This is a genomic window from Pseudomonas sp. DCB_BI, assembly GCF_026240995.1.
Classification (GTDB): Bacteria; Pseudomonadota; Gammaproteobacteria; order Pseudomonadales; family Pseudomonadaceae; genus Aquipseudomonas.
The window spans coordinates 133,216-159,703 of sequence record NZ_JAPFCG010000002.1 but is presented as its reverse complement, the minus strand read 5'-3'; the positions used below and the strand labels follow the sequence as shown (position 1 = coordinate 159,703).

General features: G+C 62.4%; 25 protein-coding genes. 13 read left to right on the top strand and 12 right to left on the bottom strand.

What is annotated here, in order from left to right; genetic code table 11:
- Positions 1-117: 117 nt before the first annotated feature.
- A complete protein-coding gene (locus OO258_RS03035) occupies positions 118-1,482 on the top strand; it encodes a glutamine synthetase family protein (RefSeq protein ID WP_266028818.1) in 1,365 nt (454 codons plus the stop codon).
- A 24-nt stretch (positions 1,483-1,506) separates the two neighbouring features.
- Positions 1,507-2,814, top strand: coding sequence for an NAD(P)/FAD-dependent oxidoreductase (locus OO258_RS03030; RefSeq protein WP_266028817.1), 1,308 nt, complete (start codon positions 1,507-1,509; stop codon positions 2,812-2,814).
- Between the two features lie 336 nt (positions 2,815-3,150).
- On the opposite strand, the gene fadD1 is transcribed toward OO258_RS03030, so the two are convergent.
- Together fadD1 and fadD2 are read right to left on the bottom strand one after the other, a co-directional pair.
- A complete protein-coding gene (gene fadD1, locus OO258_RS03025; RefSeq protein WP_110743718.1) occupies positions 3,151-4,848 on the bottom strand; it encodes a long-chain-fatty-acid--CoA ligase FadD1 in 1,698 nt (565 codons plus the stop codon).
- Positions 4,849-5,143: 295 nt separating this feature from the next.
- Complete coding sequence (gene fadD2, locus OO258_RS03020; RefSeq protein ID WP_110743719.1) at positions 5,144-6,832, bottom strand: long-chain-fatty-acid--CoA ligase FadD2; 1,689 nt, start codon at positions 6,830-6,832, stop codon at positions 5,144-5,146.
- 218 nt (positions 6,833-7,050) lie between these two features.
- On the opposite strand from fadD2, the gene OO258_RS03015 reads away from it, so the two are divergent.
- Positions 7,051-7,995 (top strand): alpha/beta hydrolase, encoded by a 945-nt coding sequence (locus OO258_RS03015; RefSeq protein ID WP_266028816.1) that lies wholly within the window; start codon positions 7,051-7,053, stop codon positions 7,993-7,995.
- A gap of 34 nt (positions 7,996-8,029) precedes the next feature.
- A complete protein-coding gene (locus OO258_RS03010) occupies positions 8,030-8,500 on the top strand; it encodes a MaoC family dehydratase (RefSeq protein ID WP_266028815.1) in 471 nt (156 codons plus the stop codon).
- 126 nt (positions 8,501-8,626) lie between these two features.
- Here the strand turns inward: OO258_RS03010 and OO258_RS03005 are convergent, their stop codons facing one another.
- From OO258_RS03005 to OO258_RS02985, 5 genes are all read right to left on the bottom strand, one after another.
- Positions 8,627-9,865: an RNA polymerase sigma factor gene (locus OO258_RS03005; protein ID WP_266028814.1), complete on the bottom strand. Its 1,239-nt coding sequence runs from the start codon at positions 9,863-9,865 to the stop codon at positions 8,627-8,629.
- Positions 9,865-10,350, bottom strand: a complete 486-nt coding sequence (locus OO258_RS03000) for an SRPBCC family protein (protein ID WP_266028813.1) — start codon at positions 10,348-10,350, stop codon at positions 9,865-9,867. Before OO258_RS03000 ends, OO258_RS03005 begins: the two co-directional genes overlap by 1 nt.
- Before the next feature lie 21 nt (positions 10,351-10,371).
- Positions 10,372-10,716 carry a YciI family protein gene (locus OO258_RS02995; RefSeq protein WP_110743723.1) on the bottom strand — a complete coding sequence of 115 codons (345 nt, stop codon included), beginning with the start codon at positions 10,714-10,716 and terminating at the stop codon, positions 10,372-10,374.
- 44 nt (positions 10,717-10,760) lie between these two features.
- Positions 10,761-11,186, bottom strand: a complete 426-nt coding sequence (locus OO258_RS02990; protein WP_266028812.1) for a YybH family protein — start codon at positions 11,184-11,186, stop codon at positions 10,761-10,763.
- A gap of 246 nt (positions 11,187-11,432) precedes the next feature.
- Positions 11,433-11,690 (bottom strand): DUF2790 domain-containing protein, encoded by a 258-nt coding sequence (locus OO258_RS02985; protein ID WP_110743725.1) that lies wholly within the window; start codon positions 11,688-11,690, stop codon positions 11,433-11,435.
- Positions 11,691-12,044: 354 nt separating this feature from the next.
- On the opposite strand from OO258_RS02985, the gene OO258_RS02980 reads away from it, so the two are divergent.
- Positions 12,045-12,413, top strand: a complete 369-nt coding sequence (locus OO258_RS02980) for a GNAT family N-acetyltransferase (RefSeq protein WP_266028811.1) — start codon at positions 12,045-12,047, stop codon at positions 12,411-12,413.
- Here the strand turns inward: OO258_RS02980 and def are convergent.
- From def to OO258_RS02965, 3 genes are all read right to left on the bottom strand, one after another.
- Complete coding sequence (gene def, locus OO258_RS02975; protein ID WP_266028810.1) at positions 12,368-12,904, bottom strand: peptide deformylase; 537 nt, start codon at positions 12,902-12,904, stop codon at positions 12,368-12,370. The genes OO258_RS02980 and def overlap by 46 nt on opposite strands.
- A complete protein-coding gene (locus OO258_RS02970; RefSeq protein WP_110743728.1) occupies positions 12,901-13,860 on the bottom strand; it encodes a YihY/virulence factor BrkB family protein in 960 nt (319 codons plus the stop codon). The genes def and OO258_RS02970 overlap by 4 nt, the downstream gene beginning before the upstream one ends.
- Before the next feature lie 194 nt (positions 13,861-14,054).
- Positions 14,055-14,234: a CsbD family protein gene (locus OO258_RS02965; RefSeq protein ID WP_110743729.1), complete on the bottom strand. Its 180-nt coding sequence runs from the start codon at positions 14,232-14,234 to the stop codon at positions 14,055-14,057.
- A gap of 243 nt (positions 14,235-14,477) precedes the next feature.
- Here OO258_RS02965 and OO258_RS02960 point away from each other — a divergent pair, with 243 nt between their 5' ends.
- Positions 14,478-15,950 carry a right-handed parallel beta-helix repeat-containing protein gene (locus OO258_RS02960; protein ID WP_266028809.1) on the top strand — a complete coding sequence of 491 codons (1,473 nt, stop codon included), beginning with the start codon at positions 14,478-14,480 and terminating at the stop codon, positions 15,948-15,950.
- A gap of 129 nt (positions 15,951-16,079) precedes the next feature.
- Entirely contained in the window at positions 16,080-16,460 is a 381-nt protein-coding gene (locus OO258_RS02955) for a hypothetical protein (protein ID WP_110743731.1), read from the top strand.
- Here OO258_RS02955 and OO258_RS02950 read toward each other — a convergent pair whose 3' ends face one another.
- Complete coding sequence (locus tag OO258_RS02950; RefSeq protein ID WP_110743732.1) at positions 16,461-17,297, bottom strand: S1 RNA-binding domain-containing protein; 837 nt, start codon at positions 17,295-17,297, stop codon at positions 16,461-16,463.
- Between the two features lie 129 nt (positions 17,298-17,426).
- Here OO258_RS02950 and OO258_RS02945 point away from each other — a divergent pair, with 129 nt between their 5' ends.
- Positions 17,427-18,287 carry a DUF6279 family lipoprotein gene (locus tag OO258_RS02945; RefSeq protein WP_266028808.1) on the top strand — a complete coding sequence of 287 codons (861 nt, stop codon included), beginning with the start codon at positions 17,427-17,429 and terminating at the stop codon, positions 18,285-18,287.
- Positions 18,288-18,670: 383 nt separating this feature from the next.
- Here the strand turns inward: OO258_RS02945 and nadB are convergent, their stop codons facing one another.
- Positions 18,671-20,275 (bottom strand): L-aspartate oxidase, encoded by a 1,605-nt coding sequence (gene nadB / locus OO258_RS02940; RefSeq protein ID WP_110742717.1) that lies wholly within the window; start codon positions 20,273-20,275, stop codon positions 18,671-18,673.
- Positions 20,276-20,710: 435 nt separating this feature from the next.
- Here nadB and rpoE point away from each other — a divergent pair, with 435 nt between their 5' ends.
- The 5 genes from rpoE (at position 20,711) to lepA (ending at position 26,483) form a co-directional block, all read left to right on the top strand.
- Positions 20,711-21,292, top strand: a complete 582-nt coding sequence (gene rpoE, locus OO258_RS02935; RefSeq protein WP_003252049.1) for an RNA polymerase sigma factor RpoE — start codon at positions 20,711-20,713, stop codon at positions 21,290-21,292.
- 31 nt (positions 21,293-21,323) lie between these two features.
- Complete coding sequence (locus OO258_RS02930; protein WP_110742718.1) at positions 21,324-21,914, top strand: RseA family anti-sigma factor; 591 nt, start codon at positions 21,324-21,326, stop codon at positions 21,912-21,914.
- Between the two features lie 12 nt (positions 21,915-21,926).
- A complete protein-coding gene (locus tag OO258_RS02925) occupies positions 21,927-22,892 on the top strand; it encodes a MucB/RseB C-terminal domain-containing protein (RefSeq protein WP_266028807.1) in 966 nt (321 codons plus the stop codon).
- Between the two features lie 209 nt (positions 22,893-23,101).
- Complete coding sequence (locus OO258_RS02920) at positions 23,102-24,502, top strand: DegQ family serine endoprotease (RefSeq protein ID WP_416309184.1); 1,401 nt, start codon at positions 23,102-23,104, stop codon at positions 24,500-24,502.
- A 181-nt stretch (positions 24,503-24,683) separates the two neighbouring features.
- Entirely contained in the window at positions 24,684-26,483 is a 1,800-nt protein-coding gene (gene lepA, locus OO258_RS02915) for a translation elongation factor 4 (RefSeq protein ID WP_266028805.1), read from the top strand.
- Positions 26,484-26,488: the final 5 nt, after the last annotated feature.

The window sequence follows — 26,488 nt, the reverse complement described above, 5'->3', positions numbered from 1 at the left end:
CCCGCCCACCGGACACTTCGCTCACGCCATTGTGAACAAACCCGGCCAGCGTCTGGCCGTTTGACTCAGCTGGGCCGCCTGTTTGCGCGGCCCTGCGCAGCCGTGAGCGAATCGATCATGCACTTTGCACCCATAGAGCACGCCAGCCGTTTCCTGGCCGACAACCCTGATATCGAGCTGTTCGAGCTGTTCATCCTCGACGCCAACGGCGTACCCCGCGGCAAACTGCTGCATCGCGACGAACTGCTGGCCGTCTACCAGACCGGCCGACCGCTGCCCAGCACCATCCTCGGCCTGACCCTGAACGGGGACGATGTGGAAAACTCTGGCCTGGTCTGGGACGTGGGCGATATCGACTGCCGCGCCTACCCGCTTGAAGGCAGCCTTGTACGCCTGCCCTGGCGCCGGGTGCCGACCGCCGCGGTGCAGGTGAGCATGCACCCGAGCGAGGGCTTGCCGGCCAGCATCGCCGACCCGCGCCATGTGCTGCTGCGCACCATCGAGGCACTGAACGCCGACGGCTACTACCCGGTGATGGCCTGCGAGCTGGAGTTCTACCTGCTGGACCAGCAGCGCGATGCCCAGGGCCGCCCGCAACCGGCGCTGGACAACGATGGCGGCCGCCCTCGCAGCACCCAGGTCTACGGCCTGCGCGAGCTTGAGCAGATAGAGCCGTTCCTCGCCGACCTGTACGCTGCCTGCAAGGCCCAAGGCATCCCGGCGCGCACGGCGATTTCCGAATACGCCCCGGGCCAGGTGGAAATCACCCTGGAGCACGGCGATGCACTGCAGGCAATGGACCAGGCGGTGCGCTACAAGCGCCTGGTCAAAGGCGTGGCGCATGCCCACGGCATGCAGGCCTGCTTCATGGCCAAGCCGTTCGCGCAGCTGGCCGGCACCGGCATGCACATGCACCTGAGCCTGGCCGACAACGCCGGCAACAACCTGTTCGCCAGCGACGACAAGGCCGGGACGCCCCTGCTGCGCCAGGCGGTGGCCGGCATGTTGCGGCACTTGCGCGAGTCGCTGTTGCTGTTCTGCCCCAACGCCAACTCGTTCCGTCGCTTCCAGGCCAACAGTTATGCGCCACTGGCGCCGACCTGGGGCGTCGATAACCGCACCGTGAGCCTGCGCGTACCGGGCGGGCCGGCCAACAGCCGGCATGTGGAGCACCGCATCTGCGGCGCCGACGCCAACCCCTACCTGGCTGCTGCGGCGATCCTTGCCGCCAGCCACCGTGGCATCCGCGAACAGCTGGACCCGGGCGCCCCGGTGGAAGGCAATGGCTATGCCCAGGCCACCGAACACCTGCCCACCGACTGGCTGACCGCCCTCGACGCCCTGCAGCATTCGCACTGGGCCCGCGAGGCATTGGGCGAGGACTTCCTTGGCGTGTACCTGAAGGTCAAGCGCGCCGAGTACCGCCAGTTCATGGCTGAAGTCAGCGAACAGGACTGGCGCTGGTACCTGCACCAGGCCTGAGCCCCTACAAAACAAGGAACACCCATGAACGCAGCATTGAACAACGGCCCGGCGCAGCGTGCGCCGTCCTACTACAGCGCCACCCTCAACGACCACACCGAGTACCCGCAACTCAAGGGCACTGTACAGGTGGATGTGGCGATCATCGGCGGCGGCTTCACCGGCGTGGCCACGGCAGTCGAACTGGCCGAACGTGGCTTGAAGGTCGCCATTGTCGAAACCAACCGCATCGGCTGGGGGGCCAGCGGTCGTAATGGTGGCCAGGTCACCGGCAGCCTGTCAGGCGACGAGGCCATGCGCACACAGATGCGCAACCATCTGGGCGCCGAAGTCGATGACTTCATCTGGCACCTGCGCTGGCGTGGCCACCAAGTGATCGAGCAACGCGTGGCGCGCTACGGCATCGACTGCGACCTCAAGCGCGGCCACCTGCATGCAGCGATGAAGCCGTCGCACATGAACGAGTTGCGCGCATTCGAAGCCGAGGCCCACCGCCGGGGCATGGGCGAGCAGGTGCAACTGCTCGACCGCGCTGCTGTGGCTGAGCACCTACAGAGCCCGTTGTACCAGGGCGCGCTGAAGAACCTGCGCAACCTGCACCTGCACCCGCTCAACCTGTGCCTCGGCGAAGCCCGCGCCGCGCACAGCCTGGGCGCGCTGATTTTCGAGAACTCCGAGGTGCTGGACATCGTCCACGGGCCGCGCCCGGCGGTAGTCACCGCCCATGGCCGGGTCGAAGCACGCCAGGTGATGCTGGCCGGCGACGTGTACCACAAGCTGGAAAAGCGCCAGCTCAAGGGCAAGATCTTCCCGGCCATGGGTGGCATCGTCACCACTGCTCCGCTGGGTGAACTGGCCGAGCAGATCAACCCGCAGGACCTGGCGGTGTACGACTGCCGCTTCGTGCTGGACTACTACCGCCTGACGGCCGACAAGCGCCTGCTGTTCGGCGGCGGCGCCAACTACTCCGGCCGTGACTCACGGGATATCGAAGCCGAACTGCGCCCCTGCATCGAACGCACGTTCCCGGCCTTGAAGGGCGTACCGATCGAATTCCAGTGGAGCTGCGCCATGGGCATCGTGGTCAACCGCATCCCCCAGCTGGGCAAGCTGTCGGATAACGTTTGGTATTGCCAGGGTTATTCGGGGCACGGCATTGCCACCAGCCACATCATGGGCGAGATCATGGCCGAAGCGCTGACCGGCACTCTGGAAAAGTTCGACACCTTCGCCCAGTGCAAGCATGTGCGGGTGCCAATGGGGGACTTGCTGGGGAACCCGCTGCTGGCGGCGGGGATGTGGTATTACCAGATGCTTGAGAAGCTGCGCTGAGTTGACGAACTGTGGAGGAGCAACTGGCTTGCTCAATTTCTGCAGTCTAGCGCGATCCCTGGGGCTTGAGGCTGATGCAGTACCTGGGGAAACAACTGGCTTGCTCAATTTCTAGAAGCTAGCGCGACCCCCTGTGGGAGCGGGCTTGTCCCGCGAACACGGGCGAAGCCCGTGCCATGCGCCGTGTTGGATGCTTCGCGGGACAAGCCCGCTCCCACAGGTACCCCCGCAGGCTTGAGGCTGATGCAGTACCTGGAAAGCTGGCACGATAAAGTGGAGCGGCCTTGCGCCCCTTTCGCGACACAAGACTCCCACAATGACCGTTCGGCGTTCTGATCAGGCGATCTTCTTCAAGCCCTGCTTCTTGAGCTCTTCATCACGCAGTTCGCGGCGCAGGATCTTGCCCACGTTGGTGGTCGGCAGCGAATCGCGGAACTCGATCAGGCGTGGCACCTTGTAGCCGGTCACGTTGGCACGCATGTGCTCCATCACCTGCTCCTTGGTCACGGTCATGCCCGGCTTGACCACGATGAAGACCTTGATCACCTCACCCGACTTCTCGTCCGGCACACCAATGGCCGCGCACTGCAATACGCCCGGCAAGGCTGCCAGCACGTCTTCCAGCTCGTTGGGGTATACGTTGAAGCCCGAGACCAGGATCATGTCCTTCTTGCGGTCGACAATTCGCATGTAGCCATCAGGCTGGATCAGGGCGATGTCGCCGGTCTTCAGCCAACCTTGGTTATCGAGAATCTCGGCAGTGGCGTCTTCGCGCTGCCAGTAGCCCTTCATGACCTGCGGGCCCTTGACGCACAGTTCACCCACTTCGCCCAACGGGAGCTCGATGCCAGCGTCGTCGATGACCTTGCACAGGGTCGATGGTACCGGAATACCGATGGTGCCGACCTGGTTGGCCTCCGCCGGGTTCACCGCTGCCACCGGGCTGGTTTCGGTCATGCCGTAGCCTTCGCAGATGGCACAACCGGTAACGGCCTTCCAGCGCTCGGCCACGCTCAGCTGCAAGGCCATGCCGCCCGACAGGGTGATTTTCAGAGCCGAGAAGTCCAGGGCGCGAAACGCTTCGTTATTGCACAGGGCAACGAACAGTGTGTTGAGGCCGACAAACCCGCTGAACTTCCACTTGCCCAGTTCCTTGACCATCGCCGGCAGGTCACGCGGGTTGCTGATCAGCACGTTGTGGTTGCCGATCAGCATCATGGCCATGCAATGGAAGGTAAACGCGTAGATGTGGTACAGCGGCAGCGGGGTGATAAGGATTTCGCAGCCTTCGTGCAGGTTCGAGCCCATCAGCGCCCGGCACTGCAGCATGTTGGCCACCAGGTTGCGGTGGGTCAGCATGGCGCCCTTGGCCACGCCAGTGGTGCCGCCGGTGTACTGCAGCACCGCCACGTCGCTGGCCTGCGGGTTGGCCTCGATTACCGGCTGGCCCCTGCCCAGCGCCAGCGCGTCATTGAAGCGCACGGCCTGCGGCAGGTGGTAGGCCGGCACCATCTTCTTCACGTACTTGATCACGCTGTTGATCAACAGGCGCTTCAGGGGCGGGAGCAGGTCGGCCACTTCTGTGACGATAACGTGCTTGACCTGGGTCTTGGGCACCACCTTTTCGGCCAGGTGGGCCATGTTGGCCAGGCACACCAGGGCCTTGGCGCCCGAATCGTTGAATTGGTGTTCCATCTCCCGCGCCGTGTACAGCGGGTTGGTGTTGACCACGATCAGCCCGGCGCGCATGGCACCGAACACCGCGACCGGGTATTGCAGGACATTGGGCAACTGCACGGCAATGCGGTCACCCGGCTTGAGGTCGGTATGCTGCTGCAGCCAGGCAGCAAACGCCCCCGACAGCGCATACAACTCGCCATAAGTGATAGTCTTGCCCAGGTTGCTAAAGGCCGGTTTGTCGGCAAAGCGTTGGCAGGATTGCTTGAGTACCGCCTGGATGTTGGGGAATTCGTCAGGATTGATTTCCGCCGTAATCCCGGCTGGGTACTTATCCTTCCAAAAATTTTCGATCATGGAAGCCCACTCCTTCAGCAACAGCGAAGTTCGATTCACGCGTCGATGCGTTTATTATTGATATGAGATGACGGCTCATTGCAAACCGGATCATCTGAAAGCGGGCCGAGAGTAACAGCTTTGCCTAGGGTCGCCTAGAGGCCAAAACAGGCTTCACGGTCACAAAAATGACTCAATGAACAATACAAGTCATTTTTAGAGTAATTATCCAAAATGTCGCAGATCAGGCTGTATTCAGCCTGTTAGAGCGGTTTTTAAGCATTCGCGGGCGAGCCCGCGAATGGCTAAGCACGTATCACGCGATATCCCGCAGCTCTCGCCGCAGAATCTTGCCCACCGGCGTCATGGGCAGCGAGTCGCGCAACACGATGTGTTTGGGCACCTTGTAGCCAGTGAAGTTGGCCTTGCAGTAGGCCTTCAACTCTTCCACGCTCAGCCCCCCCTCACGTGGTACCACGAACAGTTTCACTGCCTCACCGGAACGCTCGTCCGGCACGCCGATGGCTGCGCAGTTGGCAACCTTGGGGTGGCCCATCACCACGTCCTCGATCTCGTTGGGGTACACGTTGAAGCCCGAGACGATGATCATGTCCTTCTTGCGGTCGACGATACGGGTGAAGCCGTCCGGGTCGATCACCGCGATATCACCGGTCTTGAACCAGCCGTCTGCATCCAGCGCCTGCGCCGTAGCCTCGGGCTGCTGCCAGTAGCCCTTCATCACCTGAGGCCCTTTGATGCACAGCTCGCCACGCTCCCCCAGCGGCAGTTCGTTGCCGTCATCGTCGATCACCTTGAAGGCTGTGCCGGCAACCGGGATGCCCACTGTGCCCAGGCGCGCCAACTGGCCATAGGGGTTGGTGCTGGCCACCGGCGAGGTTTCGGTCAGGCCGTAACCTTCGACGATACGGCAGCCGGTAATGGCCTCCCAGCGTTCGGCGGTAGCCTTGACCAGCGCTGTGCCGCCGGAGTTGGTGACCTTCAGCGCCGAGAAGTCCAGCTGGCGGAAGCCGGGGTGATCCATCAGGGCGACGAACAGTGTGTTCAACCCCAGCAAGGCCGAGAACCGCCACTTGCCGAGCTCCTTGATGAAACCGGGGATATCCCGCGGGTTGGTGATCAGCACGTTGTGGTTGCCGGTGACCATCATGCACATGCAGTTCGCGGTAAACGCATAGATGTGGTACAGCGGCAGCGGCGCGATCATCACCTCCTGGCCGTCCTTGAGCAGCTTCTGCCCGTCGGGGCCGTGCTGCGAGAAGCAGGCCAGCACCTGCAGCATGTTGGCCACCAGGTTGCCGTGGGTGAGCATGGCGCCCTTGGCCAGGCCAGTAGTGCCGCCGGTGTATTGCAATACGGCGATATCGTCGAGGCTCAGCGGCACCGCTTTGGGCGACAGCCCGCGGCCTTGGCGCAGCACCTGCTTGAACGCAATGGCCTGGGGCAACCGGTAGGCCGGTACCATCTTCTTCAGCTTGTCGACCACCGTGTTGACCAGCCAGCCCTTGGCGGCGGGCAGCAGGTCGCCCATCTTCGCCTCGATCAGGTACTCGATGCCGGTGTCGGGCAGCACCTCCTGGACCCGCTTGCCAAACATGTTCAGGTACACCAACGCACGCGCGCCGCTGTCCTTGAACTGGTGGCGCATTTCGCGCTCGGTGTACAGCGGGTTGGTGTTGACCACGATCAGCCCCGCGCGCATGGCACCGAACACGGCAATGGGGTACTGCAGCACGTTGGGCATCTGCACCGCGATGCGGTCACCCGGCTGGAGATCGGTGTGCTGCTGCAGCCACGCGGCGAAGGCTGCCGAATGGCGCTCCAGGTCCGCGTAGCTGAGGGTGACCCCCAGGTTGCTGAACGCGGGGCGGTCGGCAAAGCGCTTGCAGGAGCGCTCGAACACCTCGACCACCGAGGTGTAGGCATTGATGTCGATGGTGGATGGCACGCCCGCAGGGCGCTTGTCATTCCAGAAGTCGGCTTGCATTTATTATTGTTCCTCTGCCTGGACCTGCACCGCGTCCTTTAGTCCTTTACCTCATCGCCTGCCGGCAAAAAGGCGTTGATCCGACGTTAGCAGGTAAGCCCGAGATGGCATACACGCCAAGTGCCGCCATTAACATTGTGAATCTTATTTGTGCCCTTCCTGCAATCCGGCCGGTTGTGCATACACTGTCCGGGTAACCCTGCGCACAAGGATCCGCCATGCCCCACGACGCCTTCTGGCTGCCCGCCAGTGAGCACTGCAGCCTGTATGTACACCAATGGCTGCCGGCCAAGCCGGTAAAGGCCGTGGTGTTGCTGGCCCACGGCATGGCCGAGCATGCCGGGCGCTACCAGCGGCTGGGCGACGCGTTGAGCGAGGCCGGCTTTGCCCTGTTCGCGGCCGACCAGCGTGGCCACGGGCGCACGGCCGAGCAGGGCAGTCTCGGCCTGTTCGCCCGCCATCATGGCTGGAATGCCGTGGTCAACGACCTCGGCCGGTTGGCCCAGCACATCGGTCAGCAGTACCCGTGCACACCGCTGTTCCTGTTCGGCCACAGCATGGGCAGCTACATCGCCCAGGCCTACTTGCTGCACCACAGCGCCAGCTTGCAGGGGGCGATTCTCAGCGGCTCCAACTTCCAGCCGGCAGCGCTTTATCGGGCGGCCCGGCTGATTGCCCGGCTGGAGGCCTGGCGCCAGGGTTCGCTGGGTAAAAGCGCACTGATCGAGTGGCTGTCGTTTGGTTCGTTCAACAAGCCCTTCACCCCTACCCGCACCGCATTCGACTGGCTCAGCCGCGACCCGGTCGAGGTCGACCTGTACGTCAACGACCCGCTGTGCGGCTTTCGCTGCAGCAACCAGCTTTGGCTCGACCTGCTGCAAGGCTTGGCGCAAATCAGCAAGCCGGGTAACCTCGCGCAAATCGATCCGAACCTGCCGATGCTGGTGATTGGAGGAGAATGTGATCCGGTCAGTGCCGGCAAGCGTCTCACCCACCTGGCTGACGCGCTGCGCGCGACCGGCAATCGACATGTCCAGCTGCGCGTCTACCCTGAAGCGCGGCATGAAGTACTCAACGAAACCAACCGTGACGAGGTCACCGCCGATATTCTCGGCTGGCTTGAACAGGCGCTGGCCCTTGGCCGCCCCGTGCGCAGTGAATGATCGCTGCCCTCGCCCAACGCTTAAGGAAGCACCGATGTCCCAGGTCACCAACACGCCTTACGAAGCCCTCGAAGTTGGCCAGACGGCCGAGTACAAGAAGTCCGTTGAAGAACGTGACATCCAGCTGTTCGCCGCGATGTCCGGTGACCACAACCCGGTTCATCTGGATGCCGAGTTCGCCGCCAAAAGCATGTTTCGCGAGCGTATTGCCCATGGCATGTTCAGCGGCGCGCTGATCAGTGCGGCAGTGGCCTGCACCCTGCCCGGCCCTGGCACCATCTACCTGGGCCAGCAGATGAGCTTCCAGAAGCCGGTTAAAATCGGCGACACCTTGACCGTGCGCCTGAAAATTCTCGAGAAGCTGCCCAAGTTCAAGGTGCGTATTGCCACCAACGTGTACAACCAGAACGATGAGCTGGTGGTGCAGGGCGAGGCCGAGATCCTTGCACCGCGCAAGCAGCAGACCGTCGAGCTGGTGTCGCCACCGAATTTCGTGGCTAGCTGAAGATTGATGTAGACCGCAACGGCCTCTTCGCGGGTAAACCCGCTCCCACAGGTACAGCACAATGCTCAAACCTGTGGTGATCCTGTGGGAGCGGGTTTACCCGCGAAGAGGCCAGCGCAGCCAACATCACTCGATGACTTTCAGGCGCTGCTCGATATGCCGCCGCTCCGGCGCCTGCCGGGTCAGCGCCAGCGCCTGCAGCCACGCCGCACGCGCCTCCCCCACCTGCCCCAGCTGGTAGTGCAGCTCGGCCCGCGCCGCATGCGCCAGGTGATAGTCCAGCAGTTCACCGCGCGCCAGAATCCCTTCGACTTCGCGCAGGCCAACCTCCGGCCCATCCCGCTTCGCGAGTGCCACCGCCCGGTTCAGTTCCACCACCGCTGACGGCCAATGCCGCTGCAACACGTCATACAGGCCGACGATTTCCGCCCAGTCCGTTTCACCTGCGGTTGCCGCTTCAGCATGCACAGCAGCAATAGCCGCCTGCACCGTGTAGGCACCAAAGGCCCGGCTCTGCAGGGCCTGGCGCACCAACTCGCAGCCTTCGGCAATGCGCGGCCGGTCCCACAGGCTCCGGTCCTGCTGCTCCAGCAGCACCAGGTTGCCATCAGCATCGGTGCGCGCCTGCTGCCGGGAGGCGTGCAGCAGCATCAGGGCCAGCAAGCCGACCGCTTCAGGGTCAGGCATCAACTGCACCAGCAACCGCGCAAGGCGGATGGCTTCATCGCTCAGGTCCTGCTGCAAAAGAGTCTCACCCGAAGACGCTGAATACCCCTCGTTGAACACCAGGTAGATGACCCGCAACACACTTTCCAGGCGCTCGGGAAGTTCGCTCAGCTCCGGCACCTGGTAAGGGATGCCGGCATCGCGGATCTTGGCCTTGGCACGGACGATGCGCTGGGCGATGGTGGCCGGGCTTTGCAGGAAGGCGCGGGCGATCTGCTCGGTGGTCAGGTCGCAGACTTCGCGCAGGGTCAACGGCACCTGGGCATCAGCCGACAGGGCCGGGTGGCAACAGGTGAAAATCAGCCGCAAACGGTCATCCGCCAGCAATTCTTCTTCGCTGGGGTCCTGTGCCTGGCTGTCGAGCAGCATGCTCAGGTCGGCCTGGGAGCGGTCGAAGCGGGCGCGCCGACGCAGCGCATCGATGGCCTTGAAACGCCCGGTGGACACCAGCCAAGCGCGCGGGTTGGCTGGGATACCGTCACGTTGCCAGCGCTCGACAGCGATGAAGAAAGCATCGTGCATGGCCTCCTCGGCCAGGTCGAAGTCACCCAGCAGGCGGATCAGCGTCGCCAGGATGCGCCGCGACTCCAGCCGGTACACTGCCTCGAGCTCGGCGCGTACCTGCACCAGTGCCGCCATCAGTCGGGCATCCGCTGGGTCACCACCTCCACCAGGCGGTCCAGGCTTTCTCCCCATCCCTGGTAGAAGCCCATTTCCTCATGGGTCCGGCAATCAGCGGCACTCCAGTGCCAGGCGCGGGCGGTGTAGCGGGTTTTGTCCAGCTCCTCGTCAAAGCTGATCACGGCAGTCATGAACGCCTTGTTCGAGGGGACCCAGCCAGGGCCGAAGGCATCGGTGAATACCAGACGGCGCGGCGCGGCAATTTCCAGAAAAACGCCCTGGTTCGGGTACTCACTGCCATCCGGTGCCCGCATCAGAGTGCGGAACAGGCCACCGGCCCACAACTGCATCTCGCACTCAGGGGTGGTCATGCCGTGCGGCCCCCACCACTGCATCAGCCACTGAGGTTCGGTCCAGGCGCGGAACACCTTGGCCGGTGGCGCGTCGATCAGGCGGCTGATAGACAACTCGTGTTGCGCTTGCGCAGTGGGTGCAAGGCTCATGCTGGTAGTTCTCCGTGGCAGTCAAAGTTGCAGTTCGCGCACTGGTCGCACTTCGACACTGCCCACTCTGGCGGCGGGGATGCCCTTGGCGATGTTCAGCGCTTCATTAAGGTCGCGGGCCTCCACCAGGTAAAAACCGGCCAGTTGCTCTTTGGTTTCAGCGAAAGGGCCGTCGGTCAGGCTCATGTGCCCGTTGCGTACTCGCACGGTGGTGGCTGTCTGCACTGGCTTCAACGCCTCGGCTGCGAGCATTCGCCCGGAGCCATGAATGGCCTCGGCGTAGGCCATGCACTCGGCGTCTTCCGGGCTGTCGGGCAGGCTGTGCAACAGCCCCTCGTCACAATAGACCAGGCACAGGTATTTCATGGTCGCCTCCAGGGCATTGGCAAAGTGCGTTTGGCGATAACGGCTCAGGGCTTGAGATCGAACAGGGCTTTTTGCGTTTGCATGTCGAAGGGGGCTGACCAATGCTCATGGACAACCTGCCATTGACCCGCCTGGCGACGATAACCCACGGTGGCGCGCATGAAGCCGCACTGGCTCTCGTCGTCAGCCGGCCCGCAGCGGTTAAGCCAGTGGGCCAGGGCCAAATCACCGGAGGCATGCACGGTCAGTTCGGCAAGTTCGAAGACCATGGCACCGGGACACATGCCGATGCACATTTGCCAGTGCGCGGTGTAGGCGGCCTTACCCTTGAACTGCAGGGCCTGGATGGCATCGAAGGCGACGATATCGTCAGCGTAGGGGGCGGTAATATTGGGGATGTCGCGATCGCGCACGGCTTGCATCCAGCGCTCGATCAATTGGCGGATCTCGGTTTCGGCTGCGGTGCTCATCGGGGGTTCCTCCGACAGGACAGGGTGTTTTGGCACACTGCGCGCGTGCCTTCACTCATGGTCGAATGGAGGAAGGTGGAATCGACAGAGGTGGAGATTATTTTATGCTGAGAGCATGCATCAGGGCCTAGCTGGTGAATGTTCTCGGGGGTTGGGCGTCTGGGAGATCGAGCGCCGCGCGGGCGGTGCTCGATCCCACAGGCGGTGAAGAGGCTGCGGCGACCACCTGGATCGCCTGACCTGCCGTCAGCCCTGCTGGCAACCCTCACCCATGGCACGATACTGGATGGTATGCACCTGGCCCTGGTGGTCTTCATAGGTCATGGTCGCAGGTACCACTTCGCAGACATTGGGGATGGTCGACAGGTTGATCACCCGCTTGATGTCCAGGTTCATCGAATAGTCGTACTGCTGGGCCACAGGCTGGCTGGAGACAGGTTGGGCCTCATCGGCGAGGGCGAACGAGGACATACCGACCAATGCAAGAATCAGTAATGGTTTCATGTGGTTTTGCCTTTTGAGCGTTCAAGCTGATCGATTGACTTCTATTGCCGTATCCGGCGCGGAGAAGTTGCCATCTACGGTGAAGATGGCACGAAGTACCGATCCCGCTTCGTACTGCCAGGGGGGATGAATAAAAGTCTACTCCCGGCCAACAATAGTTGAACCCCGAACTCGGATATTCACCCTTGCCGGATTTGCAACAATCTGCGACAAAGTGGCCGCAAATCTTCAGGCCAGAGCCTCTGGCCAGCTTTCAGGGTAGGGCGCGTCATTTCTGAAAATTTATCGTGTTCAAAACTTTCGGGCATAGAACGCCGGCTGCTGGACCATTTTTACCGCCAGCACGGCTCACGCATGCGTGCGGCCAGCGACGCCGACCTGTGGGTAACCAGGGGGCCGGGTATCATCGCCGGGCTGAGCCTGAGCAAAGTGGGCGAGGGTTTCTGGCTGACCGGGCTGTTCGTGGCGCCGCAGCGGCGCAGTCAAGGTGTGGCCGGGCGCCTGGTCGAGGCGGCGCTGGCACAGACTGACGGGCCGACCTGGCTGTTCTGCCACCCGGACCTGGCGCCCTTCTATCAACACCTGGGTTTCGCCCTGGCCCAGCAGTTGCCAGAGGCCCTGGCTAGCCGCCTGCAACGCTACCAGCGCAGCAAACGGCTGGTGGCGTTGCAGCGGGATCAGTCGTCGCTGGCTTCGAGCCCCGGGAACAGCACCTCGGTGTAGCCGAACTTGGCAAAGTCCTGGATACGCGACGGGTACAGACGCCCGATCAGGTGGTCGCATTCATGCTGCACCACCCGCGCATGGAAACCATCGGCGAAGCGGCTGATCGGGTTGCCTTGAGGGTCGATGCCTTCGTAACAGATATGCTTGAAGCGCGGGACCACGCCACGCAAGCCGGGCACCGACAGGCAGCCTTCCCAGCCGTCCTCGATCTCGCTTGAAGTCGGCGTGATGACCGGGTTCAGCAGGATGGTCTGCGGCACTGCTTCGGCATCCGGGTAACGCTCGCTGCGTTCAAAGCCGAAGATCACCAGTTGCAGGTCGATGCCGACCTGCGGCGCAGCCAGGCCCACGCCGCCGACATGGCGCATGGTTTCGAACATGTCGTCGATCAGTTGCTGCAGTTCGGCACTGCCGAGCATCTGCTCGGGCACGGGTGGAGCGATGCGCAACAGGCGTTCATCGCCCATCTTGAGGATGTCACGGATCATCTGGGGTTCGGCTCGGAAGGTTGGTGCTGGCTTGGTTGCGGGTGCTCATGACCCAGCACGGTGATGGTTTCCGGGGCCTTGTGCCCTTCGAAATCTTTCTCACCAGGGTTCTTGCCCTCGCTCGACATGTGCTCGATCACCGCGTTCATTTCGGCGCCAAGCAGCAGCACGGCGGCCGAAATATAGAAATACAGCAACAGCACGATGATTGCACCAATGCTGCCGTACATGGCGTTGTAGTCAGCGAAGGTTTTCACGTAGTAGGCAAAGCCCAGCGAGGCGACGATCCATACCACCACCGCCAGCACCGAGCCCGGGGTGATAAAGCGAAACTTCTGCTTTACGTCAGGCATCACGTAGTAGATCAACGCCACCGCCACCATCAACAGGATGACGATCACCGGCCAGCGCAGGATGGTCCACAAGGTGACGATGAACTCCTGCATGCCCACCTGCGACGCGATCCACTCCATCACCTGAGGGCCCAGCACCATCAGCGCAGCAGCCGCCAGCAGCATGCCGGCCAGGCCCACGGTGTAGAAAATGGACAGGGGAATGCGCTTCCAGACTGGCCGGCCTTCAGGCACGTCGTAGGCGGCGTTCATGGCGCTCATCATCAGCCGCACGCCGGCCGACGCGGTCCACAACGCAATCACGATACCCACCGACAACAACCCACCCTTGGACTGCTGCAATTGGTCGATCACCGGGTTGACCTGCTCGAGCGCTTGCGGCGGCAACACCAGTTCCGATTGCAGGCGCAACCAGGAGAAGAAGTCGGGGAGGTGCAGGAAACCGATCAGGGCAATCAGGAACAGCAGGAACGGGAACAGCGAAAACAGCGCCTGGTAAGCCAGCGCCGAGGCGTAGGTGGACATCTCATCGTCGAGGAATTCCTTGACGGTGCGCACCAGCACGCGGTGCAAGGGCAAGCCCTGCAGGGCGGAAAAAATCATAGCGTCTCCTTTCGCCGCTTGATCGATTCAACAGACAAGTCTAATAGACCGTGCCGATGCTGTGCTGCTCCCTGCCGTGTTTGAAGAATTTACTGACGATAATGCCGGCCTATTCGCGGGTGAACCCACAGGCACGCTGGGGGCCCTGTTAAAGCGAGTCTACCCGCGAAGAGGCCGGCACAGGCCTTCTCACATCAAGGCTTCTTCACCGCATCCTTGATGTCACCCTTGACCTGCTGCGCCTCGCCTTTGAGCTCCTGCGCCTTGCCCTCGGCGCGCAGCTTGTCATTGTCGGTCACTTTGCCAACACCCTGTTTCACGTTGCCGATCGCTTCGTTGGCCAGACCTTTCGCTTTGTCTTTAGTACCGCTCATGGCAAAACTCCTGCAAATGGAGACACGTGAACCGTGTCGACAGAGGGTGGACCCAACACCCTCTCCAAGAGTTTCAACGGATTTTCCAGCCACAAGCCGAGCGGTAAAGCTGCGGGCGAATACCGCACCAAATCGCTCTGGTAGCGCTACGCAGCCTGCGCAGCTGCCCTAGAATGCCCCGCAAAAGTCCGCCCCAAGCAGGCTGGCACACCACAAGAACAATGTTTCCGGATACCCGCACCCATGCGTTTGATGCCTGCGCTGGTGGCATTGCTGCCACTGCTCCCCCTGCCCGCCCTGGCCGCTGCACCGGCCAGCCCCGAAACCCTGCGTGTCGAGCGTTACGCCGACGACGGCCAGCCCGGTTCGCTGCGCTGGGCGATCGAAACCAGCAACCAGAATCCCGGCCACTACCGCATCGACATCGCTGCGGTCGGCAAGCCGCCCTATGTCATCCGCCCCAGCCGCGCGCTGCCGGAAATCAAGGGCCCGGTAAGCATCACCGGCCTGCCCTGGGCCCACGACGGCCAATACATCGCCATCGACGGTTCGGCGTACATCAAGGACCAGGGCGTGCGCACCTGCCCCGGCGCCCTGCCCGGCCAGTTCGGCACCAACGTGCGCACCACCACCAACCCCGGGCTGGTGCTGCGAGACACCCAGGGCGTGCACCTGAGCGGCCTGGAAGTACGCAATTTCTGCATCGGCATCCTGGTCAACCGCGCCAGTGGCAACGTGATCGAAGACAACCGCATCGTCGCCAACAAAGGCGGCGCTGGCATCATGCTGACCGGTGACGATGGCGCCGGTAACCCCACCGCTACCACCACGAACAACAACAAGGTGCTGCGCAACCAGCTGATCGACAATGGCGACGGCCTGGAGCTGACCCGTGGCGCGGCATTCAACCTGGTGGCCGACAACCTGTTCCGCTCTACTGCCGCCAACCCCGAGCCCTCCCAAGGCATCGAGATTCTGCTGGGCAACGACAACAGCGTGGTGCACAACCGCTTCGAGAACTACTCTGACGGCCTGCAGATCAACTGGGGCAAACGCAACTACCTGGCCGCCAACACCTTCAGCGGCAACTCGATCGGCGTCAGCGTTACCGGCGAGGGCAATATCCTCGACGCCAACCTGATCCACGGCAACCGCATTGGCGTGGCCCTGCGCCCCGAGCCGGCAGTAACCGCCACGCGCCTGAGCGGCAACCGCATCTGGGGCAACAGCCAGGACATCCGCCGTTGCGAAGCGGGCGGTTCTTGCGTGCCTGGCCAGCGCACAGGCGCGATCGTGTTTGGCGTGCCGGCCCAGGCGCATGCGTTGTACGTGGGTTCACGCGGGGTCGGGGCTGACCTGCCAAAGCAGGACCAGGCGATCATCTGCGACGCCCATGGCGAGCCCAAGCCATGCCTGCCGCTGCCTAACCATAACCAGCAGGCGCCTCGGCTGGTGGCACTGGAGGGCAATGTGCTGCGCGGAGAAGTGCAAGGGCCGGCGTCGAGCCTGTTGCGGGTGGAGTTTTTTGGTAACGCCGAGGCAGAAGGCACCGAGGCGGAGCAGTACCTTGGGGAGGTGCTGGTGAACAGCGACGACCAAGGGCTGGCGCGGTTTGCCCAGGTGCTGGAGAACGTGGACGGGTTGCGCAGCTTCACTGCGACTGTCACTACCGCTGATGGGGCCACTTCCGAGTTGAGCTCGCCGGTTCGGCGATAAGGCTACCGGCCTCTTTGCGGGCAAGCCTGCGAAGAGGCCGGAACAGGTAAAGCAGTTGGCAAACCTTGCTCCACTAACCGCCACCCCTCACAATGCAGGCCTTCATAGCGTCAACCCGCAGGAACCTGCATGAAACTCGACAAACCCGCCGCCATCGCCCGGCGCAACGAAGCACTGGCCCGCCCGGTGCTTAATAGCAGCAACACTTTGTTCGCCATCCTCGATCACAAACGCCACCTGTGGTGGTTCGAAGTGCCGGTGGCGCTGCTGGGCAAAGGCCAGGCCGACTGGGTCAACCTGCTGCTGCACACCCCGGAAAGCGATGAGCTACAGCACCTGAAGGTGCCCACCAATTTCCTCAAGGCGCACCTGGAGCGGATGGAAGTGCGCAAGCCCGGCAAGCGCCGCTCCACCATCAGCCTGGCCCTCAGCGCCGACCGCGACTCGCTGTTGCGCGACACCCGTCCGGGTGGTGAGCAGCTGGACTTCAGCACCTTCGTGCAGGCCTGATCAGGCCTTCTCGATGCGATCGTCATGGATGACGATCAGGCCCTGCTTGAACAACCCGCCAATCGCCTTCTTGAAGTTGCCCTTGCTGACGTTGAACAGCTTGCTGATCAACGCCGGGTCGCTCTTGTCACACACGCCCAGCACCCCGCCTTCAGCTTCCAGACGCGCCATGATCTGCTCTTGCAGGCTGTCGGCCAGCGCCGCACCCACCGGTTGCAGGCTGAGGGCGATCTTGCCGTCGTGGCGCAGCTCCTTGATGAAGCCTTTCTCGTGCATGCCCGAACGCAGGAACTTGAACACCTCGTTCTTGTGGATCAGACCCCAGTGGCGGTTGTTGATGATGGCCTTGAAGCCCATCGGGGTTTCGCCTGCCACCAGCAGCTCGACCGGCTGGCCCACCTTGTAGTCGGCCGGGGCGACGTCGAGGTAGCGGTCCAGACGCGACGTGGCGGTGATACGGCGGGTGCGCTTGTCGAGGTACACGTGCACCACGCAATAGTCGCCGATCTTCAGTGGCCGCGCTTCTTCCGAATACGGCATCAGCAGGTCCTTGGACAGGCCCCAGTCGAGGAAGATGCCGGCACCGTTGATGTCCTTGACCTTGAGGCTGGCAAACTCACCGACCTGCACCTTGGGCTTTTCGGTGGTGGCGATCAGCTGGTCTTCGCTGTCCAGGTAGATGAACACGTTCAGCCAGTCATCCACTTCGGTCTCGGCGTTTTTCGGGATGTAGCGCCCTGGCAGCAGGATCTCGCCATCGGGGCCGCCGTCCAGGTACAGACCGAAGTCCACGTGTTTCACGATTTGCAAACTGTTGTAACGCCCAAGCAGAGCCATTTCCAATGATCCTCAAGTCAAGGCGGCTATTCTACACCTGAAGCCAGCGCGCTGCCCGACCGCCGATGCAGTGGAACCGTCAGCCTCCACTTGCGTCTACCATCGGGCAGCCTCAGCAAGGAACAGCACATGCCCCTTCGCCTGTCCAAAGCCCTGCTTGTCACCATCGGTCTTGCCCTGGCCCTCGCCGCCTGCAGCCGCATGGACCTGGCCTACCGCAACCTCGACCGCCTGGTGCCGTGGTCGCTGGGCGACTACCTGGACATGAACCGCGAACAGAAGGCCCTGCTCGACGACCGCCTGAAGGAGCACCTGGCCTGGCATTGCAAGACTCAGCTGCCCGGTTACCTCGACTGGCTGGACCGGGTACGCGACATGGTCGCGGATGATCAGGTTACCGACCAGGCCCTGCAGCAGCGCACCCGTGAAGCCCGCCAGGCGATTGGCCGGGTCGCCGAAGCAATCACCCCATCGGCCACCGAACTGCTGCGCGGCATGAGCGACGCCCAGGTGGCGGAGATGCGCGAGGCGTTCCGCGAGGACATCGATGAACGGCAGAAAAAGTATGTGGACACCCCGCTGCCAAAACAGATCGCCCGGCGTAGCGAGCGCATGGAGAAACGCCTGACTCCATGGTTTGGCGAGTTGACGCCAGCCCAGAAGCAGCGGGTCCAGGCCTGGTCCACGGCGCTGGGCGACCAGAACCGGGAATGGATCGCCAACCGCGCTCACTGGCAGCAGCAGTTGCTGCTGGCGATGAACCAGCGCAACGACGCCACCTTCGAGCCGCGCCTGGCAACCTTGTTGCAGCGCAAGGAAAGCCTGTGGACACCGGAGTACCGGGCGGCTTACCAAAATACCGAGCAGCAGGCCCGCAGCCTGCTGGTGGACCTGGTGCAGCAGAGCACCCCGCAGCAGCGGCGATTCCTGCAAGAGCGCCTGGATAAGGTGCGTTCCAATTTCAGTGAGCTGAAATGTTTGAAGGGCTAATAGTGCAAAGCAGGCCTGGCCTCTTCGCGGGCCAACCCGTGCTTATAGCGTATTGATTCGGCAGTGACGCTGCAGGAGCAACTGTCGTGCTCAATTTCTAGAATCTCGCGCAATCCCTGTGGGAGCGGGCTTGTCCCGCGAACACCGGCGCAGCCGGTGCCATCCACCGTGTTGGATTCTTCGCGGGCAAGCCCGCTCCCACAGGTACCCCCGCAGGCTTGAGGCTGATGCAGTACCTGGGGAAACAACTGGCTTGCTCAATTTTCAGGATCTAGCGCAATCCCTGTGGGAGCGGGCTTGTCCCGCGAACACGGGCGAAGCCCGTGCCATGCACTGTGTTGGGTTCTTCGCGGGACAAGCCCGCTACGGCCGCGACGCGGTTTTCAGCGCGGGCTGAGGATGGTGTCCTTGGCCTCGTCCAGCATCCCCGGGTAATCCAGGGTGTAGTGCAGCCCGCGGCTTTCCTTGCGCTGCATCGCCGACAAGATCATCAATTCGGCTACCTGCGCCAGGTTGCGCAACTCGATCAGGTCACGGCTGACCTTGTAGTTGCTGTAGAACTCGTCGATTTCATCCAGCAGCAAACGAATGCGATGCTGCGCCCGCTGCAACCGCTTGCTGGTGCGCACGATGCCCACGTAGTCCCACATGAAACGCCGCAGCTCGTCCCAGTTGTGCGCAATGATCACATCCTCGTCCGAATCGGTAACCTGGCTGGCGTCCCAGCCGGGCAGGGCCTTGGGCATGGCCACCTGCTCCAGGTTCGCCTCGATGTCGGCAGCAGCGGCGCGGCCATAGACGAAGCACTCCAACAGCGAGTTGCTGGCCATGCGGTTGGCACCGTGCAGGCCGGTGAAGCTGGTTTCGCCAATGGCATACAGGCCCGCCACGTCGGTGTGGCCACGCTCGTCGACCATCACCCCGCCGCAGGTGTAGTGCGCCGCTGGCACCACCGGGATCGGCTGGCGGGTGATATCGATACCGAACCCCAGGCAGCGCTCGTAAACGGTGGGGAAGTGGCTCTTGATGAAGTCGGCCGGCTTGTGGGTGATGTCCAGGTACACGCAGTCCACGCCCAGGCGCTTCATCTCGTGGTCGATGGCGCGGGCGACGATGTCTCGCGGAGCCAGCTCTTCGCGTGGGTCGAACCGCGGCATGAAGCGTTCACCGTTGGGCAGGCGCAGCAGGGCGCCCTCGCCACGCAGCGCTTCGGTGATCAGAAAACTTTTTGCCTGCGGGTGGTACAGGCAGGTCGGGTGGAACTGATTGAACTCCAGGTTCGCCACCCGGCAACCGGCCCGCCAGGCCATGGCGATGCCGTCGCCGCAAGCACCGTCGGGGTTGCTGGTATAGAGGTAGACCTTGGCCGCGCCACCCGTGGCCAGTACGGTGAATCGCGCGCCGAAGGTGTCCACCTCGCCGGTGTTGCGGTCGAGTACGTAGGCACCCAGGCAGCGCTCGCCGGGCAGCCCAAGGCGCCGCTCGGTGATCAGGTCGACTGCTACGCGCTGTTCCAGCAACTGGATATTCGGGCGCAGGCGAGCCTGTTCCAGCAGCGTGGTAAAGATCGCCGCACCGGTAGCGTCGGCAGCATGGATGATGCGTCGGTGGCTATGGCCGCCCTCACGGGTGAGGTGGAACTCGAAGCCCCCATCGTCGACGCTGTAGTGTTCATCGCGGGTAAAGGGTACACCTTGCTCGATCAGCCACTGGATGGCTTCGCGGCTGTGTTCGACGGTAAAACGCACCGCGTCTTCATGGCACAGGCCACCGCCGGCATTGAGGGTGTCCTCGACATGCGACTGCACGGTATCGGTATTGTCCAGCACGGCGGCGACACCGCCCTGGGCCCAGAACGTCGAGCCATTGGCCAGGTCGCCCTTGCTCAGCACGGCTACGCGCAGGTGGCTGGGGAGGTTAAGTGCCAGGCTGAGACCGGCGGCACCGCTGCCGATCACCAGGACATCATGTTGGAATTGTTGGCTCATGTCGGGACACTAGTAATCTTTGGAAGGGGCACGGCACAATAGTCACGCGCCGATGGCATTGTGAAACTATCGTTAAACTGGGCCGGGTTGCCTTTATAGCAGCCCCGGGTGGCCAATTTCCATGCCACTTGCCAGGTTGCGTCAACCTTTGTGGGAACTTTCCGACATGGCCGGAAATCCTATGAAGGCTGCCCGCACGCCACAATTTGCCGCGGCGACGCAGGGCGGCAGGCCTAACCGGGCTGACCCCTGCGTATTCGAAACCTGATTATCGACGTAGCCGGCCGTGACCGCGCCGCGTCTTCCGTGCTAGCCGACCAAGGGCAGCAGGAAACTTGCTTGGAGGGGAGAACTTTTGCGCAAAGCCCGAGTCTATGGTTGCAAGCCTGAACGATGGCTGATGCAACGCTCCTTCGAGTTCACTGAGGAGTGTTCATGCTAACCCAGGAAGAGGATCAGCAGCTTGTCGAGCGCGTGCAGCGTGGTGACAGGCGAGCGTTCGATCTGTTGGTGCTGAAGTATCAGCACAAGATTCTCGGGTTGATCGTGCGGTTCGTTCACGATACCCACGAGGCCCAGGATGTAGCACAGGAAGCCTTCATCAAGGCCTACCGTGCGCTTGGCAACTTCCGCGGCGACAGTGCGTTTTATACGTGGCTGTACCGCATCGCCATCAACACGGCGAAGAATTACCTGGTGTCCCGTGGAAGACGGCCGCCAGACAGTGATGTGAGCTCCGAGGATGCGGAGTTTTACGACGGCGATCATGGCCTCAAGGATCTCGAGTCCCCAGAGCGCTCGTTGTTGCGGGATGAAATCGAAGGCACCGTCCATCGGACCATCCAGCAACTGCCAGAGGACCTGCGCACGGCATTGACCCTGCGCGAGTTCGACGGACTGAGTTACGAGGACATTGCCAGTGTCATGCAATGCCCGGTGGGTACCGTGCGCTCTCGAATCTTCCGCGCTCGGGAGGCCATAGACAAAGCCCTGCAGCCGTTGTTGCAGGAAACCTGAGACAGCGGCGACAGCCAAGAGAGGAACCGCCATGAGTCGTGAAGCTTTGCAGGAATCGCTGTCCGCGGTGATGGATAACGAAGCGGACGAACTGGAATTGCGTCGGGTGTTGAACGCCGTCGACGATGCCGAAACCCGTGCTACCTGGTCGCGTTACCAGGTTGCCCGTGCAGCCATGCACAAGGAGCTGCTGCTGCCTAACCTGGATCTCGCTTCGGCGGTATCTGCCGCGCTGGCTGACGAAGCCGTGCCGGCCAAGGTCAATAAAGGGCCTTGGCGCAGCATTGCCCGTCTGGCGGTTGCTGCTTCGGTTACCGTGGCCGTACTGGCTGGCGTACGTATGTACAACCAGGACGAGATCACTGGCGCCGAGCTGGCTGCCCAGCAACCTGCTCAGCAGGGCCTGAGCGTGCCACAAGCACAGGGCCCAGCCGTTTTGGCAGGCTATAGTGAAAGCAGTGAGCAACCGACCGGGCCGATGGCCAACGGCGTGCTGCAGAACCAGGCCGGCTGGGATCAGCGTCTGCCAGGCTACCTGCGCCAGCATGCCCAGGAGTCTGCGCTGAAGGGCACTGAAACCGCATTGCCCTACGCTCGCGCCGCTAGCCTGGAAAACCGTTAAGTAAGGAGGATCATGCGCGCGCTACCTCTCTTGTCGCTGCTGATTGGCAGCTGCATGACGGTGCCAGCGTTGGCGGCCAATTCTTCGCCCGAGGCGAGCGAGTGGCTGAACAAGCTGGCACAGGCCGAGCAAAAGCAGAGCTATCAAGGCTCTTTTGTCTACGAACGTAACGGCAGCTTCTCCTCCCATGACATCTGGCACAGGGTCGAAGGCGGCAAGGTCAGCGAGCGGCTGTTGCAGCTCGATGGCGCCGCCCAGGAAATCGTGCGCGTGGATGGCAAGGTGGAATGCGTGAGCGGGGCCCTGGCCAGCAGTGTCTCGGCACCCCCGGACACCTCGTCACGTGTGCTTGATCCCCTCAAACTGATGAGCTGGTACGACTTGAACGTGGCGGGCAAGTCACGGGTCGCCGGGCGCGACGCCGTGATTGTCACGCTCACCCCGCGGGACCAGCATCGCTATGCCTTCGAATTGCACCTGGATAAAAAAACCGGCCTGCCGCTGCGCTCGTTGATGCTCAACGACAAAGGGCAGTTGCTGGAGCGCTTCCAGATGACCCGCCTTGATACCGACGAACTGCCCAGTGATGCCGACATGCGTCCCGGGGCAGAGTGCAAGCCGGTGCGGCATGCCACGGCTACCAGCGACGACAGCGTCGCCGGCTGGCGCTCGGACTGGCTGCCGCCGGGCTTCGAGCTGGTCAACAGCTCGATGCGCAGCGACCCCAAGCGCAACAGCTCGGTCAGCAGCCTGATGTATGACGACGGCCTGGCGCGTTTCTCGGTGTTTCTCGAGCCGGTAAATGATGACGGCGGTACCGACATGCGCACCCAGCTGGGCCCGACTTCGGCGGTTTCACGTCGCCTTAACACCCCCAAGGGTAAGGTGATGGTGACCGTGGTCGGCGAAATTCCGCTGGGTACGGCAGAACGCGTCGCCCTCTCGATGCGCCCTCAGGACGCTCAGGCACGCCAGTAAAGGCGGGCCTTTGCGGGCTGTGCCAAGGTAGGCGGACATGCGGCTGAAATGAAATTAAAGCATTGTCATTTGCAATCCATCGGTAAATTTCCTATAGGTCAGGCTCTCAGGAGCCTGGCCTTTCCTGCTTTGTGCAGGGGCCTTTCTAAACTACCGCTCGTTGTGACGGGAGCCGTATGTCAATACCACGCTTGAAATCCTACCTAACGATGTTCGCCGCCGTGCTGATGCTCGGCCAGGTGCTCAGCGCCCAGGCCGAGGAAGCCCTGCCGGACTTCACCACCTTGGTCGAGCAAGCCTCGCCGGCGGTGGTCAACATCAGTACCAAGCAGAAGCTACCGGACCGCCGCGTCGCCCAAGGCCAGATGCCGGACCTGGAAGGGCTGCCGCCAATGTTCCGCGAGTTCTTCGAGCGCAACATGCCCCAGCAGCCGCGCTCGCCGCGCGGTGACCGCCAGCGTGAGGCGATGTCGCTGGGCTCGGGCTTCATCATTTCCAGCGATGGCTACGTGTTGACCAACAATCACGTGGTGGCCGACGCCGACGAGATCATCGTTCGCCTGTCGGACCGCAGTGAGCTGCAGGCCAAGCTGATCGGCACCGATCCGCGCACCGACGTGGCCCTGCTCAAGGTCGAGGGCAAGAACCTGCCGACCGTGAAGCTGGGTGATTCCGAAAAGCTCAAGGTGGGCGAGTGGGTCCTGGCCATCGGTTCGCCGTTCGGCTTCGACCATTCCGTGACCAAAGGTATCGTCAGCGCCAAGGGCCGTACCTTGCCGAATGACACCTACGTACCGTTCATCCAGACCGACGTGGCCATCAACCCGGGTAACTCCGGCGGCCCGCTCTTCAACATGAAGGGCGAAGTGGTGGGTATCAACTCGCAGATCTTCACCCGTTCCGGCGGTTTCATGGGCCTGTCGTTCGCTATCCCGATCGACGTGGCGATCGACGTTTCCAACCAGCTCAAGAAGGACGGCAAGGTCAGCCGCGGCTGGCTGGGCGTGGTGATTCAGGAGGTCAACAAGGACCTGGCTGAATCCTTCGGCCTGGACAAGCCGGCTGGTGCCCTGGTGGCGCAGGTGCTGGAAGACGGCCCCGCAGCCAAGGGCGGCCTGCAGGTGGGTGACGTGATCCTGAGCATGAACGGCCAGCCGATCGTCATGTCGGCCGACCTGCCGCATCTGGTCGGCAGCCTCAAGGACGGCGAGAAGGCCAAGCTGGAAATCATCCGCAACGGCAAGCGCCAGAACCTGGAGGTTGCCGTGGGTGCAATGCCGGATGACGACGCGGAGATCGGTACCGGCGCCGAAGGCACCGCCGAGCGCAGCAGCAACCGCCTGAGGGTATCGGTAGCCGACCTGACCGCAGAGCAGAAGAAATCCCTTGAGCTCAAGGGCGGCGTGGTCATCAAGGAAGTCCAGGATGGCCCGGCTGCGCTGATTGGTCTGCGCCCGGGCGATGTCATCAGCCACCTGAACAACCAGGCCATCGGTTCGGCCAAGGAGTTCACCGAAATCGCCAAGGAACTGCCGAAAAACCGTTCGGTGTCGATGCGTGTGCTGCGTCAGGGCCGCGCCAGCTTCATTACCTTCAAGCTCGCTGAATAAGCGGCTTGGCAAGGCGAAAAGGGCAGCTTCGGCTGCCCTTTTTCATGAATCTTCACAATTGAGTGAAGCATTGCTGTGTACAGTCGGACAGAGGAATCTCCCATAACCCAGCAGCTTAAGGTACAATTCCCGGCTATTTTTCGGCGGGCGTCCGGCTCGCAGCCTTTTCGAGTGTTGACCCGTGAGTGATTTGAGTCATATCCGCAATTTCTCCATCATCGCCCACATCGACCATGGCAAGTCGACGCTGGCCGACCGTTTCATCCAGATGTGCGGTGGCCTGTCGGCACGCGAGATGGAAGCCCAGGTGCTCGATTCCATGGACCTGGAGCGCGAGCGCGGTATCACCATCAAGGCCCACAGCGTCACGCTTCACTACAAGGCGCAGGACGGCAAGACCTACCAGCTGAACTTCATCGACACCCCCGGCCACGTCGACTTCACATACGAAGTCTCGCGCTCGCTGGCGGCCTGCGAAGGTGCACTGCTGGTTGTCGACGCCGGCCAGGGCGTCGAAGCCCAGTCCGTGGCCAACTGCTACACCGCCATCGAGCAGGGCCTGGAGGTCATGCCGGTCCTGAACAAGATGGACCTGCCCCAGGCTGACCCGGACCGCGTCAAGGACGAGATCGAAAAGATCATCGGCATCGACGCCACCGACGCCGTGGCGTGCAGCGCCAAGAGCGGCATGGGCGTGGACGAGGTGCTCGAGCGCCTGGTGCACTCGATCCCTGCGCCGGTAGGCGAGATCGATGCACCGCTGCAAGCGCTGATCATCGACTCCTGGTTCGACAACTACCTTGGCGTGGTCTCGCTGGTGCGCGTGCGCCAGGGCCGGGTCAAGAAAGGCGACAAGATCCTGGTCAAGTCCACCGGCAAGGTGCACCTGGTCGACAGCGTCGGTGTATTCACCCCGAAACACACCCAGACCGCTGATCTGAAAGCCGGCGAAGTAGGCTTCATCATCGCCAGCATCAAGGACATTCACGGTGCTCCGGTGGGTGACACCCTGACCCTGTCCTCGACCCCTGAGGTCGAAGTGCTGCCAGGCTTCAAGAAAATCCAGCCGCAGGTCTACGCCGGCCTGTTCCCGGTGAGCTCCGACGACTTCGAAGACTTCCGCGATGCCCTGCAGAAGCTGACCCTGAACGATTCGTCGCTGCAGTACATGCCGGAGAGCTCCGACGCCCTGGGCTTCGGCTTCCGTTGCGGCTTCCTCGGCATGCTGCACATGGAGATCATCCAGGAGCGCCTGGAGCGCGAATACGACCTGGACCTGATCACCACCGCGCCAAGCGTGATCTACGAGCTGGAACTGAAAACCGGCGAAACCATCGTCGTCGACAACCCCTCCAAGCTGCCGGACGTGTCGGCCGTGGCCGACTTCCGCGAGCCGATCGTCACCGCGACCATCCTGGTGCCGCAGGAGCACCTGGGTAACGTCATTACCCTGTGCATCGAAAAGCGTGGCGTACAGCGCGACATGCAGTTCCTCGGCAGCCAGGTGCAAGTGCGCTATGACATGCCGATGAACGAGGTGGTACTGGACTTCTTCGACCGCCTCAAATCCACCAGCCGCGGCTATGCTTCGCTGGACTATCATTTCGATCGCTACCAGTCGGCCAACCTGGTCAAGCTGGACGTGCTGATCAACGGCGACAAGGTCGATGCCCTGGCATTGATCGTGCACCGCGACAATGCCGCCTACAAAGGCCGTGCGTTGACCGAGAAGATGAAAGAACTGATCCCTCGGCAGATGTTCGATGTGGCGATCCAGGCAGCCATTGGCGGCCAGATCATTGCGCGGACAACCGTCAAGGCGCTCAGAAAGAACGTACTGGCCAAGTGCTACGGTGGTGACGTCAGCCGTAAGAAGAAGCTGCTTGAGAAGCAGAAGGCCGGTAAGAAACGCATGAAGCAGGTGGGCAACGTGGAAATTCCACAGGAAGCCTTCCTTGCCGTGCTCAGGTTGGATAGCTAGGTCCT